General features: G+C 31.7%; 13 protein-coding genes. All 13 read left to right on the top strand.

Annotated features, from left to right (window positions below):
• Positions 1–14: 14 nt before the first annotated feature.
• The 13 genes from nrfD (at position 15) to BLU40_RS14210 (ending at position 15,792) form a co-directional block, all read left to right on the top strand.
• Complete coding sequence (gene nrfD / locus BLU40_RS14270; protein ID WP_090125001.1) at positions 15–1,742, top strand: NrfD/PsrC family molybdoenzyme membrane anchor subunit; 1,728 nt, start codon at positions 15–17, stop codon at positions 1,740–1,742.
• 2 nt (positions 1,743–1,744) lie between these two features.
• A complete protein-coding gene (locus BLU40_RS14265; protein ID WP_090124998.1) occupies positions 1,745–2,269 on the top strand; it encodes a DUF3341 domain-containing protein in 525 nt (174 codons plus the stop codon).
• 5 nt (positions 2,270–2,274) lie between these two features.
• The gene (locus tag BLU40_RS14260; protein ID WP_090124994.1) at positions 2,275–2,829 is read left to right on the top strand and encodes a c-type cytochrome; all 555 of its coding nucleotides are present in this window, start codon (positions 2,275–2,277) and stop codon (positions 2,827–2,829) included.
• A gap of 22 nt (positions 2,830–2,851) precedes the next feature.
• Positions 2,852–4,162, top strand: coding sequence for a quinol:cytochrome C oxidoreductase (locus BLU40_RS14255; protein ID WP_090124991.1), 1,311 nt, complete (start codon positions 2,852–2,854; stop codon positions 4,160–4,162).
• A gap of 95 nt (positions 4,163–4,257) precedes the next feature.
• A complete protein-coding gene (locus tag BLU40_RS14250) occupies positions 4,258–5,265 on the top strand; it encodes a cytochrome c oxidase subunit II (protein ID WP_090124988.1) in 1,008 nt (335 codons plus the stop codon).
• Positions 5,266–5,301: 36 nt separating this feature from the next.
• On the top strand, positions 5,302–7,053 hold the full coding sequence (locus BLU40_RS14245; protein ID WP_090124985.1) for a cytochrome c oxidase subunit I: 1,752 nt from the start codon (positions 5,302–5,304) through the stop codon (positions 7,051–7,053).
• A gap of 72 nt (positions 7,054–7,125) precedes the next feature.
• Entirely contained in the window at positions 7,126–8,148 is a 1,023-nt protein-coding gene (ruvB, locus tag BLU40_RS14240; protein ID WP_090124982.1) for a Holliday junction branch migration DNA helicase RuvB, read from the top strand.
• A gap of 76 nt (positions 8,149–8,224) precedes the next feature.
• Positions 8,225–9,952 (top strand): SulP family inorganic anion transporter, encoded by a 1,728-nt coding sequence (locus tag BLU40_RS14235; RefSeq protein ID WP_090124979.1) that lies wholly within the window; start codon positions 8,225–8,227, stop codon positions 9,950–9,952.
• 7 nt (positions 9,953–9,959) lie between these two features.
• Entirely contained in the window at positions 9,960–11,699 is a 1,740-nt protein-coding gene (locus BLU40_RS14230) for a SulP family inorganic anion transporter (RefSeq protein ID WP_217633402.1), read from the top strand.
• A gap of 115 nt (positions 11,700–11,814) precedes the next feature.
• Entirely contained in the window at positions 11,815–13,233 is a 1,419-nt protein-coding gene (locus BLU40_RS14225; RefSeq protein ID WP_090124977.1) for an MBL fold metallo-hydrolase, read from the top strand.
• 118 nt (positions 13,234–13,351) lie between these two features.
• A complete protein-coding gene (locus BLU40_RS14220) occupies positions 13,352–13,762 on the top strand; it encodes a rhodanese-like domain-containing protein (protein WP_090124973.1) in 411 nt (136 codons plus the stop codon).
• 2 nt (positions 13,763–13,764) lie between these two features.
• Entirely contained in the window at positions 13,765–14,331 is a 567-nt protein-coding gene (locus BLU40_RS14215) for a Tll0287-like domain-containing protein (RefSeq protein ID WP_090124970.1), read from the top strand.
• 3 nt (positions 14,332–14,334) lie between these two features.
• Positions 14,335–15,792, top strand: a complete 1,458-nt coding sequence (locus BLU40_RS14210; RefSeq protein WP_090124967.1) for an NAD(P)/FAD-dependent oxidoreductase — start codon at positions 14,335–14,337, stop codon at positions 15,790–15,792.
• The last annotated feature ends 29 nt before the right edge of the window (positions 15,793–15,821 follow it).

Below are 15,821 nucleotides of genomic sequence, written 5' to 3'. Positions count from 1 at the left end.
TAATTAAATAGATTATGTCGTCTCATTACGAAGCACCTATTAGAAAGCCTTTAATTATTGGAGATAAAAGCTACCACGATATTACGTTGGAAGTTGCTGCTCCGGTAGAAGGTAAAGCAAACAAATTATGGTGGATTGTATTTTCAATTGCACTTATAGCATTCCTTTGGGGATTAGGTTCAATTATATACACCATTGGAACAGGAATTGGAGTTTGGGGATTAAACAAAACCGTAGGATGGGCTTGGGATATTACCAACTTTGTATGGTGGGTAGGTATTGGTCACGCCGGTACGTTAATTTCAGCAGTATTATTGTTATTCCGTCAAAAATGGAGAATGGGTATTAACCGTTCTGCAGAGGCAATGACAATTTTCTCAGTAGTTCAAGCAGGTTTATTCCCAGTTATTCACATGGGGCGTGTTTGGAATGCTCACTTTGTATTGCCTATTCCTAATCAATTTGGAACACTTTGGACAAACTTTAACTCTCCATTATTATGGGATGTTTTTGCAATTTCAACTTATTTATCAGTATCATTAGTTTTCTGGTGGACTGGTTTATTACCTGATTTTGCAATGTTACGTGATAGAGCTGTAAAACCTTTTCAAAAGAAAATTTATGGTTTATTAAGTTTCGGATGGTCTGGTAGAGCTAAAGATTGGCAACGTTTTGAAGAGGTATCTTTGGTATTAGCAGGTTTAGCTACTCCATTAGTACTTTCAGTACATACAATTGTATCGTTTGACTTTGCTACATCGGTTATTCCTGGTTGGCATACAACAATTTTCCCTCCATACTTTGTTGCTGGAGCGGTATTCTCAGGATTTGCAATGGTAAATACATTGTTAATTATTATGAGAAAAGTTTCAAACTTAGAAGCATACATTACAAAACAGCATATTGAATTAATGAACATTGTAATTATGATTACTGGTTCAATTGTTGGTTGTGCATATATTACAGAATTATTTATTGCTTGGTATTCAGGTGTTGAATATGAACAATATGCATTTTTAAATAGAGCAACTGGACCTTACTGGTGGGCATATTTATTAATGATGAGTTGTAACGTTTTTTCTCCACAATTTATGTGGTCTAAAAAGTTACGTACAAGTATAATGTTCTCTTTTATTATTTCAATTGTAGTAAACATTGGAATGTGGTTTGAGCGTTTTGTAATTATTGTAACATCATTACATAGAGATTACTTACCATCATCTTGGACAATGTTCTCACCAACATTTGTAGATATAGGTATTTATGTAGGTACAATTGGGTTCTTCTTTGTATTATTTTTATTGTACGCTAGAACGTTCCCAGTAATTGCACAAGCAGAAGTAAAATCTATTTTGAAATCTTCAGGAGACAATTATAAAAGATTTAGAGATGAAGGTGGAGCGAATCCTGCACCAGTAGTTTCTAAAGTAGTTGAAACAAAAGCAAAAGAAGTTGTTGAAGAAATTAAAGGTTCATCAGAAGAAAGAACGGCAGATTTAATGAGCTCTTTAGGGGTTTTTGATTCAGCAAAACAAACTGCAGATGATTTAAAACAAATAAGTGGTGTTGGTCCAAAGTTAGAGCAAACACTTAATAGCATTGGAATTTATAGCTTTGATCAAGTTAGTAAAATGACAGATAATGAATATAATTTGTTAGATTCATTATTAGATTCTTTCAAAGGAAGAGCTAAAAGAGATGATTGGGCAGGACAAGCTAACAACTTAAAAAATAACGGGTAATTATGAGCTCAAAAGTAATACAAGCAATGTATAATGATGACGACATTTTAATGGATGCCGTTAAGGAAGTTCGTGCAGCTAGTCATCATATTGAAGAAGTTTATACTCCATTTCCAGTGCATGGTTTAGAAAAAGCAATGGGACTAAAAGATACAAGAATTGCTATAACTGCATTTATGTACGGTTGTGTTGGTTTTTCATTTGCAGTTTGGATGATGAACTATATGATGATTGAACAATGGCCACAAGATATTGGTGGTAAGCCAAGTTTTAGTTTTCTTTTAAATATGCCAGCATTTGTACCTATAATGTTTGAACTTAGTGTATTTTTTGCAGCGCATTTAATGGTAATTACTTTTTATATGAGAAGTAGATTATGGCCGTTTAAGGAAGCAGAAAATCCTGATCCAAGAACTACAGACGATATGTTTGTTATGGAAGTATCTGTTGATGGAAACGAAGATGAATTAATTTCATTTTTAGAAAAAACAGGAACAGTAGAAATTAAAGTAACTGAAAAGCATTAATTAAAATGAAAAACATTTTAAAAATAACTATAGCATTGGCTTTTGTAACTGTATTATCTTCTTGTTGGGGAGATAAATCAAAACCAAATTACCAGTATATGCCAGATATGTATAAGTCTGTTGGTTACGAGACTTATTCTGAAAATCCAAATTTTAATAATGGAATGACTACTCAAGCTCCTGCTGAAGGATCTATTGCTAGAGGTAAAGTTCCTTACGATTATAAGGATACAAATGAAGGGTATGAAGCTGCAAAATTAGACTTAAAAAGTCCATTAGAAGTTAATGAAGCTAATTTAGAAAACGGTAAAAAAATGTACAATATCTATTGTACTTCTTGTCACGGTAAAACAGGTGCTGGAGATGGTACTTTAGTACAGCGTGATAAATTTTTAGGTGTTCCAAATTATAAAGATAGAGATATAACAGACGGAAGTATTTACCATGTAATAATGTATGGTAGAAACATGATGGGATCTCACGCATCTCAATTAACAGCTAAAGAACGTTGGCAAACTACAATGTATGTTCAACAGTTAAGAACTGAATTATTAAAATAACACTTTTACTAAGATTAAGAATATGTATACCTTTTCAAGTAAATTAAAAACATTTTCATTCGCTTTAATGATTATAGGTCTATTAGGCGTAGGTTACGGGTTTTTCTCTGGACCAAGTACAGTAGAAGAAGTTAAAGTAATGTTACAAGATAGTCATGATGCTCATGGTGAAGTAGCCGATAGCCACGGAACAGATGCTTATGCTGCAAATGCTGATGCTCACGGAGATGAACATGCGGAGCACGTTTTACATTTAATAAAAAATAAACCTTGGTCTGCATTATATGTAGCTTTGTTTTTCTTTTTTATGATTTCATTAGCAACATTAGCTTTTTATGCAATTCAGCATGCTGCACAAGCAGGATGGTCGGTTGTATTATTTAGAGTTATGGAAGGAATAACAGCTTACTTGCCTGTTGGTGGAGTATTGTTATTTGTTTTCTTTGTATTGTCTTCACTACATATGAACCATTTATTTACTTGGATGGACCCTGAAGTTGTAGCTCATGACGAATTAATTCAAAATAAATCTGGATACTTAAACGTACCTTTCTTTTTAATTAGAGCAGCTATTTATATTATTGGTTGGGTAATATATCGTAACCACGCACGTAAGTTAACGTTAGCTCAAGATAATGCTTCAGACTTAAGTAACTATACTAAATTGTTTAAGCGTTCAGCTGCATTTTTAGTGTTTTTCTTAGTGTCAGAATCTATGATGTCTTGGGATTGGATTATGAGTTTAGATCCGCACTGGTTTAGTACATTATTTGGATGGTATGTTTTTGCAAGTATGATAGTTTCTGCTATTACTACAATTGCATTAATTTCAATCTATTTAAAAGGTAAGGGATACTTAGAGTTTGTAAATGATAGTCACTTACACGATTTAGCTAAATTTATGTTTGGTTTTAGTGTATTCTGGACTTATTTATGGTTCTCTCAGTTTATGTTAATTTGGTATGCAGATATTCCAGAGGAAGTAACTTATTTTATTTCTAGATTTAACGAATATAAGATACCATTCTTAGGAATGTTAGTATTAAATTTCTTATTCCCATTGTTGGTATTAATGAATAGTGATTACAAGCGTGTACCTTGGTTTATTGTAACAACTGGTATTGTAATTCTAATTGGACATTATGTAGATATATTTGTGATGATTATGCCTGCAACAGTTGGAGATCAATGGTTTTTTGGTATTTCTGAAATAAGTTCGGTATTGTTAGTATTAGGTATCTTTATTTATGTTGTATTTACAGCATTATCTAAAGCTCCATTATTAGCAAAAGGAAACCCTTTTATTAAAGAAAGTGAGCATTTCCACTACTAGGAAACAAAAAATATTTTATAAAAAAAATCCTGAATTACATTTAATTCAGGATTTTTTTTATATTTGGCACAACTAAAAAAATCTAATTAACAAATATGACAGCAATACTTTATGTTCTGCTAGCAATAGTCGTAGCTATATCTATATGGCAAATCGCCAGTATTTTAAATCTTAAAAGTGTAGTTGCAACTGAAAAAGATAATAACGTTCAAGGAATTTTATTCGCAGTTTTCGGTGTTTTCTTCTATGGTTTAATGATATTTTCTTTTGTAAAGTATTCGGTAATACTATTACCAGATGCAGCTTCAATGGAAGGTGAAAACTATGATACCTTGTATGTAATTACAATGGTATTAATTCTAGTTGTACAAGCAATCACTCAATTCTTATTATTTTACTTTGCGTTTAAATACCGAGGTATTAAAGGTCGTAAAGCATTATTTTATGCGGATAGTCATAAATTAGAAATGATTTGGACTGTTGTGCCAGCTGTAGTTTTATCTGGATTGGTTTTATACGGTTTATTTGTTTGGAATGATGTTATGGATACATCAGATGCAGAAAATCCTTTAATTGTTGAAGTATATGCTAAACAGTTTCAATGGGAAGCAAGATATGCTGGAGATGATAATGAGCTTGGTTTAGCCAATGTTCGAAATATTAAAGGTATCAACACAATGGGTGTTGATATGACTGATAAAAATGCCTTGGATGATGTTCCAGTTCGTGAACTACATTTACCTAAAGGAAGAAAAGTTATTTTTAAGTTTCGTTCTCAAGATGTTTTACATTCTGCTTATATGCCTCACTTTAGAGCACAAATGAATTGTGTGCCTGGAATGGTTACTCAGTTTGCATTTACGCCTTCTATGACTACTGAAGAAATGAGAGCAAATGATAAAACAATTGCCAAAGTAGATGGAATTAATAAAATTAGAGCTGAAAAAGGAGAAGATCCTTATGAGTTTGACTATGTTTTACTTTGTAATAAAATTTGTGGAGCATCTCACTACAACATGCAAATGAAAATTATTGTAGAAGAAGAAGCCGACTTCAATAGCTGGATCAAAAGTCAGAAGACAATTGCTCAAGTTGTAAAATAATAATAAACTAACTACTACCTACTAAAAAAATAGATTATGTCTAATCATCATCATAAAGAAACTTTTATAACTAAATACGTATTTAGTACAGACCATAAAATGATTTCAAAACAATACTTGGTAACAGGTATTTTTATGGGAATTATTGGTGTGTTTATGTCTATGTTATTTCGTTTGCAAATAGCTTGGCCAGATCATTCATTCAGTATTATTGAAGCGTTTTTAGGTCGTCATCAAGATGGAGGAGTAATGACTCCAGATATGTATTTAGCTCTTGTTACAATTCACGGTACCATTATGGTATTCTTTGTATTAACAGCAGGTTTAAGTGGTACATTTAGTAACTTATTAATTCCATTACAAATTGGAGCAAGAGATATGGCTTCTGGGTTTTTAAATATGGTTTCGTATTGGTTATTCTTTTTATCGAGTATAATCATGGTAATATCATTATTTGTTGAAGCAGGACCAGCTGCTGCTGGATGGACCATATATCCGCCATTAAGTGCGTTACCACAAGCTATGCCAGGATCTGGGTTGGGTATGACGCTTTGGTTAGTATCAATGGCTATTTTTGTTGCTTCATCTTTGCTAGGTTCATTAAACTATATAGTAACAGTATTAAATTTAAGAACTGTTGGGATGAAAATGACAAGATTGCCTTTAACAATTTGGGCTTTCTTTATTACTGCAATTATTGGTGTAGTTTCATTTCCAGTTTTATTATCTGCTGCATTATTATTAATTTTTGATAGAAGTTTTGGAACATCATTCTTTTTGTCAGATATATTTATACAAGGAGAAGTATTACATTACCAAGGAGGTTCACCAGTGTTGTTTGAACATTTGTTTTGGTTTTTAGGTCACCCTGAGGTATATATTGTTTTATTACCTGCATTGGGTATTACTTCTGAAATTATTTCAACAAATTCTAGAAAACCAATTTTTGGATATAGAGCAATGATTGGATCTATTATAGCTATTGCATTTTTATCTACAATTGTATGGGGTCACCATATGTTTGTGTCAGGTATGAATCCATTTTTAGGGTCAGTATTTACATTTACAACTTTACTAATTGCAATACCTTCAGCAGTAAAAGCTTTTAATTATATAACTACACTCTGGAAAGGGAATTTACAAATGAATCCGGCTATGCTGTTTTCCATTGGTTTAGTATCTACTTTTATTTCTGGTGGTTTAACAGGATTAGTTCTTGGAGATAGTGCCTTAGATATTAATGTACACGATACATATTTTGTGGTAGCTCACTTCCATTTAGTGATGGGTGTATCTGCTATTTACGGAATGTTTGCTGGTGTTTATCACTGGTTCCCAAAAATGTATGGTAGAATGATGAATAAAACGTTAGGTTATTGGCACTTTTGGATTACCGCTGTAGCTGCTTATGGAGTTTTCTTCCCAATGCACTTTATTGGATTGGCAGGTTTACCGCGTAGATATTATTCTAATACAGCTTTCCCATTGTTTGATGATGTTGCTGATGTTAATATTGTAATTACAATGTTTGCTATTTTAGGAGGTTCAGCACAGATTATATTTTTAGCGAACTTTTTTATAAGTATTTATAAAGGTAAAAAAGCTGAGCAAAACCCTTGGAAGTCTAATACATTAGAATGGACAACTCCTGTTGAACATGTACACGGAAACTGGCCAGGAGAAATTCCTGCTGTTCACCGTTGGGCATATGATTACAGCAAACCAGGACACGATGAAGATTTTGTGCTTCAGACGGTTCCATTAAAAGATGGAGAAGAAGAATCTTAATTAAGATATTTTAATATTTAAAACCTTTCTAATTTTTAGAAAGGTTTTTTTATTTCTGTTATCTTTGTTTTTATGAATGAAAACTTGAATCCAGATAAAGAAAATTTTTCACCAGAAGAATTTGATGTAGAAAAAAAATTAAGACCGTTAAGTTTTGATGATTTTACAGGACAGGATCAAGTTTTAGAAAACTTAAAGATTTTTGTTGAAGCTGCCAATTTACGTTCAGAAGCTTTAGATCATACATTATTTCACGGTCCTCCGGGATTAGGAAAAACAACTTTAGCACATATTTTAGCAAATGAATTAGAAGTAGGTTTAAAAATAACTTCTGGTCCTGTTTTAGATAAACCAGGAGATTTAGCTGGGTTGCTTACCAATTTAAGTGAGCGTGACGTGCTATTTATTGATGAAATTCATCGTTTAAGCCCTATAGTTGAAGAATATTTGTATTCTGCAATGGAAGACTATAGAATTGATATAATGATTGAATCTGGACCAAATGCGCGTACAGTTCAAATAGAATTAGAACCATTTACCTTAATTGGTGCAACTACTAGATCTGGATTATTAACAGCGCCTATGCGTGCACGTTTTGGTATTAGTAGTAGACTTCAATATTATAGCACAGAGTTATTAACTACTATAGTTCAACGAAGTTCTGCAATATTAAATGTTGCTATTTCTATGGAAGCTGCTATTGAAATAGCTGGTAGAAGTAGAGGAACACCTCGTATAGCTAATGCTTTATTACGTAGAGTTAGAGATTTTGCCCAAATAAAAGGAAACGGATCTATAGATATTCAAATTGCAAAATATGCATTAAATGCATTAAATGTAGATGCACACGGTTTAGATGAAATGGATAATAAAATATTGTTAACCATAATCGATAAGTTTAAAGGTGGTCCAGTTGGTATTTCTACATTGGCTACTGCTGTTAGTGAGAACTCTGAAACAATTGAAGAGGTATACGAGCCATTTTTAATTCAAGAAGGATTTATAATGCGCACACCTAGAGGTAGAGAGGTAACACATTTAGCATACAAACATTTGGGTAGAAGTAAGGGAAGTACACAATCTGAGTTATTTTAAGTTTTGTGAGGTGTATCACTAAACTAAATATTTATCCCTTTATTTTTGCTGTAAATAAAGAGATATATCATTTATAATGAATTTAAAAACAATCTTTCCTTTTTTAACATGGATTCCACTAGTAAAAAATACTTGGAAAGATGATTTTATTGCGGGTATAACAGGTACTGTGGTTGTAATACCAATGGCTGTAGCTTTTGCAATGATAGCTGGTTTACCTCCAGTTTATGGTTTTTATACGGCTATGATAACTCCTATTATTGCCGCTTTATTCGGTTCATCATATCATTTAATTTCAGGACCAACAACAACCAGTTCTATTGTTGTTTTTGCAATAATAAGTAAATATGCAAATCCAGAAACTGAGCTAGAAGCCTTCATTTCTTTAGCAATATTAATATCGTTAATGGCAGGTGTAATTAAGTTGTTAATGGGAGTTGCTAAAATGGGTAAATTAGTAAACTTCGTATCTACATCCGTTGTGGTAGGTTTTGCAGCTGGAGCAGGGATATTAATTGCAGTTAAACAATTAAAACATGTATTTGGTATTAAGGTTCCGTTAGGTAGTTCTTTTTACGATATTTTAAAACATATAATTTCTCATATTGAAGAAACCAATGTTTATGTATTAGCAATTGCGCTTGGTACTTTAATTATAGCTGTTTTAATTAAAAAATTTATAAAAGTATTAGCTAGGCTTCATATGTTAATTGCTATGATTTTAGGTAGTGTAATTACGTTTTTTATTGGAGGAGAAAATTTAGGAATAGATACTGTTGGTTATGTACCATCTAACTTACCACCATTTAAGGTGCCAAATTTTAGTTTTGATAACATGAAAATGTTGAGTTCTGGAGCAGTTACTTTAGCTTTACTTGGTTTGGTTGAAGCAGTTTCAATTGGACGATCAATATCGTTGCACACACATCAAAAAATAAATAATAATCAAGAGTTTGTAGGGCAAGGTTTAACAAATATAATCTCAAGTTTTTTCTCGTCTTATGTTAGTTCTGGTTCGTTTACAAGATCTAGTGTAAATTATCATGCTGGAGCAAAAACCCCATTTTCAGCAATAGTTTCAGCAATTGGGTTAATGATAGTTGTTTTGTTTTTTGCAAAATATGCGTCCTATTTACCCATACCAGCAATGGGAGGAATTATTTTAATGATTGGGTACAAATTAATTGATATTACTTATATAAAGAAAATTATAAAAAGCAGTAAAAGAGAATTTATAGTTTTAGCAGTTACTTTAATAGGAACGTTATTTTTTGAATTAGAAACAGCACTGTTTTCAGGTATATTAATTTCGTTATTTTTCTATTTAGAAAAAACATCAAAGCCAAATATTGCTGTATTTGGAAAAAATGACAAAGATAAATTTATAAATATTATACGAGACGATTCAACTCAAGAATGCCCGCAGTTAAAAATGATAAGAATCGATGGTTCTATATATTTTGGAGCAGTTGAAGGAATTTCAAATTATTTTTCTGAATTGTATGATAAGAATGGTGGAGAGCATTTACTTATAATTTCAAATGGAATTAATTTTATTGATTTGGCTGGAGCAGAATGGATAACTCAAGAAACTTTAAAATGGCAAAAAAGCGGAGGAGGTATTTATTTTGTTGGACTTAAAATTATAAGTCAAGATGTTTTAAAAGATGGTGGTTTTGTTAAAAAAATTGGCGCTCATCATTTTTTTAAAGATAAAAATTCAGCCTTATCAGCCATATATAAAAAGTTAGATATGGATTTTTGTAAAACGTGTAAAGTAAAATTATTTGCTGAATGTAAATAAGAATTTAATGATAAAATTAAAAAACATATTACCAATATTAGAGTGGCTTCCAAATTACAAAAGAGAGTGGCTAAAAGGCGATTTAAGCGCAGGTATTACAGTTGGTATTATGTTAATTCCTCAAGGAATTGCATATGCAATGATTGCTGGTTTACCGCCAATTTATGGGTTATATACAGCTATGATACCTCAAATTGTGTACGCCTTATTTGGAACGTCTCGCCAATTAGCTGTTGGACCAGTGGCTATGGATTCGCTTATTGTAGCCTCTAGTGTTGTTGCTTTAGCAGAAATTGGAACCGAAAACTTTATTGAGTTTGCCATATTACTCGCTTTTTTAATGGGAACAATCCAAATGCTTTTAGGTATATTAAAATTTGGGTTTTTAGTCAATTTTTTATCTCGACCCGTAATTAGTGGTTTTACATCAGCAGCGGCCATAATTATAGGTTTAAACCAATTAAAACACTTATTAGGTGTTGATATAGAAAGAAATAATAAAATTCAATATTTATTATTAGATGCTTTTGAGAAAATAAAAAATACAGATTGGATAACTACGTTAATTGGTCTTAGTGCTATTTTAATTTTGGTTTTATTTAAAAAATATTTTAAGAAAATTCCTGCAGCGTTGGTTGTAGTGGTTTTAGGAATATTGGTAGTTAAATTTTTCAATTTGGAAACATTAGGTGTAAAAATTATTGGTGAAATACCTGAAGGTTTACCTAGTTTTAAAATGCCTGTTTTTAGCTTAGAAATAATTAAAGAACTTGTTCCTGTAGCATTTACATTAGCTCTAATAGCTTTTTTAGAAGCTATTTCTGTTGCAAAAGCAATTGAATTAACACAAACTGATTATAAAGTAAATCCAAATAAAGAATTAATTGCAATTGGATTAGGGAATTTAGTTGGGGCTTTTTTTCAAACATATCCAGCAACAGGCGGGCTTTCCAGAACAGCGGTTAATAATGATGTTGGAGCAAAAACTCCATTGGCAAGTATAGTGTCAGCTATAGTAGTTGCAATAACTCTATTATTTTTAACACCATTATTTTATTACTTACCTAAAGCAATATTGGCGGCAATAATTATGGTTGCAGTTTCTGGGTTGTTAGATTTTGAAGTGCCCAAACAACTATTAAAATACTCTATAAGAGAGTTTATGGTACTTATAATAACATTATTGGTAACCATAACAATTGGTATTAAGGAAGGTGTAATGGTAGGCGTAATTTTATCTGTAGGTATATTAATTTACCGAAGTGCAAATCCGCATATTGCTATTTTAGGAAAAGTACCAAACACACATTTTTATAGAAATGTTTCGAGGTTCGAAGGTTTATTAGAAACCCAAGATGATATTTTGGTTATAAGATTTGATGCGCAATTGTTTTTTGCTAATGTTCAATTTTTTAAAGATTCACTTGCGGAATATGTAGCTAAAAAAGGAACTAGTTTAAAACTTATTGTAATAGATGGGGAAAGTATAAATAGAATAGATAGTACTGCTGTTTATATGCTAAAAGAAATAATTTCGACCTATGAAACCAAGAATATAGATATTGCTTTTGCTGGTATGAAAGGACCTGTAAGAGATATTTTAAGCAAAGCCGGTATTTATAAAATGATAGGTTTTGAAAAATGTTTTATGAATGTACACCAAGCAGTTGACCTTCATAATAAAAATAAAGTAAACTTAGATATTGAGCGAAAATATTTCGATTATGTAAAGCAAACTAATAATTAAAAAAATCTTAAAGTTTATAGATGTGTAACCACGGTTACAAACAGATAATATTTGAACATGTAGTTTTGAAAACACTACAACCTAAAAAAATTAATAATTTAAAAACTAGTTAATTATGAAAGTAGAACAGTTATTTACCGGATGTTTGGCAGAAATGGCTTATTACATAGAGTCTAATGGAGAAGCAGCCATAATTGACCCATTAAGAGAAACAGAACCATATATTGAAATGGCTAAAGCAAATGGAGCCAAAATTAAATATGTATTCTTAACTCATTTTCACGCAGATTTTGTTTCTGGACAAGTAGATTTAGCTAAAAAAACTGGAGCAACTATTGTTTTTGGTCCTAATGCAAATCCTAATTACGATATTCACCAGGGTAAAGATGGTGAAGAGTTTAAGTTAGGAAATGGTAAAATAACATTGCTGCATACACCAGGGCATACAATGGAGTCCTCATCTTATTTAATTACAGATGAAGAAGGGAATACGCCATGTGTTTGTACAGGAGATTGCTTATTTATTGGAGATGTTGGAAGACCAGATTTAGCAGTTAAATCAGGTTCAATTACACAAGAAGATTTGGCAGGACATTTATTTGATTCATTAAGAAATAAAATAATGACTTTACCTGATGATATTATTGTATACCCAAATCACGGTGCGGGTTCTGCTTGTGGAAAAAATATGAGTTCGGATACTTTTGACACCCTAGGAAATCAAAAGAAAACTAACTATGCCTTACGTGCAGATATGACTAAGGAGGAATTTATAAAAGAGGTTACCACAGGTTTAGTTCAGCCTCCACAGTATTTTCCGAATAATGTAAAAATGAATAAAGGTATTAACATTAGTATTGATGAAATTATTAAAAGAGGAACAACAGCTATAAATGCTGAAATGTTTAAAGAAATGAGCGAAAAACAAGATGTTTTAATTGTTGATACTCGCTCTAAAGAAGCATATACAACTAAAGGAACTGTACCAGGAGCTTGGTTTATTGGTATTGGAGGAAGTTTTGCACCTTGGGTAGGAGCTTTAATAAAAGATATTAACCAGAAAATAATTTTTATTGCAGATAAAGGAACAGAAGAAGAAGTTGTTACTCGTTTTTCAAGAGTTGGGTATGACAATACTTTAGGGTATTTAAATGGTGGATTAGAAGCGTGGAAAGCTGCAGGTTATGCTATAGATAAAATTGGTTCTATTTCTGCTGAGGATTTCAAAAATAAACTTGAAAAAGGAGAAATGGAAGCACCAACTGATGTTAGAAAAGAATCGGAATATTTATCTGAACACGTAGTTGGAGTTAATAACTTTCCTTTAGATTTTATACACAATAATTTTGCGGAAATAGATTCAGAAAAAGAATATTTTTTACACTGCGCAAGTGGATATCGTTCACTTATTGCAGCTTCAATTTTTAAAGCTAACGGAGTTAAAAAAGTAACAGATGTTAGAGGTGGTTTTAAAGCTTTAAAAGAAATTGGCGCATCATTAACAGATTATGTTTGCCCAACAACATTATTATAAGACTTTTAGAGTTTAATATTAAAAAAGAGAGTTTATTTTAAACTCTCTTTTTTGTTTTTAGTAACTTTAGTTACTAGAACATAGTACAGGTAAAATTACATTTGTAAAAATCAAAAACATGAAAAAATATTTAAAACTACCTTTTATAGTGTTAGTTACATTTATTGCATTTAGTTGTAATAATTCAAAACCCTCTAAAACTGTTACTCAAAATGGAGAAATTAATAGAGTAACTCCTCAAGATTTTAACAGTAAATTAGATGATAATATTTTAATTGATATTAGAACCCCAAGAGAATTTGAACAAGGGCATTTAGAAGGAGCAGTAAATGTTAATTATTTCGATAAAGCTTTTTTAACTCAAATGGCAAAATATGATAAATCAAAGGCAATTTTTATTTATTGTCGTTCTGGTAGTAGAACTTCTTCAGCATCTAAAAAACTAGCCAATGCCGGGTTTACATTAATTTACGATCTACATGGAGGAATATCTAATTGGCATAAAAATAAATTTAAAATTGTTAAATAATTATGATAAAGAATTTAGTATTAATATTAGCACTTATAAGCCTTGTAGCTTGTACTAAAGGTTTTTCTGAAAAAGAGAAGCAAGAATATACATTAAAAGGAAAAGAAATAGCACAAGCATCATTTAAAGAGTTGAGCTCTAATTTAATGACTCAAATGAAAGCAGGTGGGCCAGCGAAAGCAATTCCTTTTTGTAAAGAAGAAGCTAGAAATATTTTAGGAGAACTATCTAAAGAGCATAATGCAATAATTAAAAGATCCTCAGATCAATTAAGAAGTTGTAAAATAGAACCAACTGTAAGAGAATTGGAAGTTATTGATATGTACAAGCAACTAAATTCTGAAAAAAAAGAAACAAAACCATTTGTTGAAATCGATGCCGAAGGAAATAAGCAGTTTTATGCTCCAATAAAAATTCAAGCAAAATGCTTAACATGTCATGGTAAAGTAAACGAAACTATGACAGCCAAAACAGACTCTATTATAAAAACTATATATCCTTTTGATATTGCTACTGGTTACAGTGAAGGTGATATTAGAGGAGTATGGAGTATAACATTTAATAATTAAATTATGGCTAAAGTTGTTGTTTTAGGAGCAGGAATTTCAGGACATACTGCCGTTTCTTATTTAAGTAAATACTTAAAAAAAGGACACGAAGTTGTTATGGTTTCGCCTAATAGTAATTTTCAATGGGTACCTTCAAATATTTGGGTAGGAGTAGGTTTAATGACCCCAGATCAGGTTAAATTTAAGTTGGCACCTGTTTATAAAAAAATGGGAGTTAATTATAAGCAAGCTTTGGGTGTTTCTATTCATCCAGAAGGAGACAAAGAGAATGATAAAGGTTATGTAACTATTAAATATGTTTCTGAAGAAAAGAAAGATACTGTTGAAAAAGTTACTTACGATTATTTAATAAACGCAACTGGGCCAAAACTAAATTTTGAAGGAACTGAAGGACTTGGTCCAAAAAAGTTTACCCAATCAGTTTGTACTTATGACCACGCTGCACACGCCTGGGATAACTTACAAGAGTCTTTCAAAAAAATGGAAAATGGCGAAAGGCAAACATTTTTAATAGGTACCGGTCATCCATTAGCAACTTGCCAAGGGGCAGCCTTCGAGTATATATTAAATATTGCTTTCGAAATAAATAAAAGAAAATTAAATCATTTAGCAGATTTATGGTGGATTACCAATGAGTATGAATTAGGTGATTTTGGAATGGGTGGAGCCTATATAAAACGAAATGGATACATTACTCCCACAAAAATATTTACCGAATCTATTTTAAAAGAATATGGTGTTCGTTGGATAAAGCAAGCTGGAGTTTCTAAGGTTGAAGAAGGTGTTGTTCATTACGAAAATTTAAAAGGCGAACTAAAAACGAAAGAATTCGATTTTGCGATGCTTATTCCTGGTTTTTCTGGTGCTGGAATGAAAGCCTTCGGAAAAGAAGGTAACGATATTAGTGAAATTGTTTTTGCTGCTAATGGAATGATGAAAGTTGATGCAGATTATACTGTAAAACCTTTTGAAGAATGGAGCGCTAAAGATTGGCCTCTAAATTACCAAAGCAGTGCTTATAAAAATGTATATGCAGCAGGTATCGCTTTTGCACCACCACACGGTATTTCTAAACCAATGCAAAGTCCAAATGGAACAAAAATTTTTCCAACGCCACCGCGTACAGGAATGCCATCTGGAGTAATTGGAAAAATTACAGCTCAAAATATTATTCATCAAATAAAAACGGGTAAAATTGAACATCCACACGAAGCTTCTATGGCTAAAATGGGTGCAGCTTGTATTGTTTCTGCAGGTTATGGAATACGTAAAGGACAAGCAGCTGTTATGACTGTGAATCCAATTGTACAAGATTGGGAAAAATATCCAAAATGGGGAAGAAATATTAATGATACCGTTGGAGTTGTGGGTACCGCAGGACATTGGATGAAATTATTTATGCATTACATGTTTATTTATAAAGCAAAAGCAAAACCTTTTTGGTGGTTAATTCCTGAATAAAAAATTAAAATTATGAGTAAAATTACAGA

This window comes from Lutibacter oricola, from assembly GCF_900106565.1.
In the GTDB taxonomy this organism is placed as follows: domain Bacteria; phylum Bacteroidota; class Bacteroidia; order Flavobacteriales; family Flavobacteriaceae; genus Lutibacter; species Lutibacter oricola.
This window is presented reverse-complemented; position numbering and strand designations above follow the sequence as displayed.

Coding starts and splice junctions, on each gene's coding strand:
- BLU40_RS14235 (WP_090124979.1), top strand. CDS start 8,225: ATGAATTTAAAAACAATCTTTCCTTTTTTAACATGGATTCCACTAGTA.
- BLU40_RS14265 (WP_090124998.1), top strand. CDS start 1,745: ATGAGCTCAAAAGTAATACAAGCAATGTATAATGATGACGACATTTTA.
- BLU40_RS14210 (WP_090124967.1), top strand. CDS start 14,335: ATGGCTAAAGTTGTTGTTTTAGGAGCAGGAATTTCAGGACATACTGCC.
- BLU40_RS14215 (WP_090124970.1), top strand. CDS start 13,765: ATGATAAAGAATTTAGTATTAATATTAGCACTTATAAGCCTTGTAGCT.
- nrfD (WP_090125001.1), top strand. CDS start 15: ATGTCGTCTCATTACGAAGCACCTATTAGAAAGCCTTTAATTATTGGA.
- ruvB (WP_090124982.1), top strand. CDS start 7,126: ATGAATGAAAACTTGAATCCAGATAAAGAAAATTTTTCACCAGAAGAA.
- BLU40_RS14230 (WP_217633402.1), top strand. CDS start 9,960: ATGATAAAATTAAAAAACATATTACCAATATTAGAGTGGCTTCCAAAT.
- BLU40_RS14255 (WP_090124991.1), top strand. CDS start 2,852: ATGTATACCTTTTCAAGTAAATTAAAAACATTTTCATTCGCTTTAATG.
- BLU40_RS14220 (WP_090124973.1), top strand. CDS start 13,352: ATGAAAAAATATTTAAAACTACCTTTTATAGTGTTAGTTACATTTATT.
- BLU40_RS14250 (WP_090124988.1), top strand. CDS start 4,258: ATGACAGCAATACTTTATGTTCTGCTAGCAATAGTCGTAGCTATATCT.
- BLU40_RS14245 (WP_090124985.1), top strand. CDS start 5,302: ATGTCTAATCATCATCATAAAGAAACTTTTATAACTAAATACGTATTT.
- BLU40_RS14260 (WP_090124994.1), top strand. CDS start 2,275: ATGAAAAACATTTTAAAAATAACTATAGCATTGGCTTTTGTAACTGTA.
- BLU40_RS14225 (WP_090124977.1), top strand. CDS start 11,815: ATGAAAGTAGAACAGTTATTTACCGGATGTTTGGCAGAAATGGCTTAT.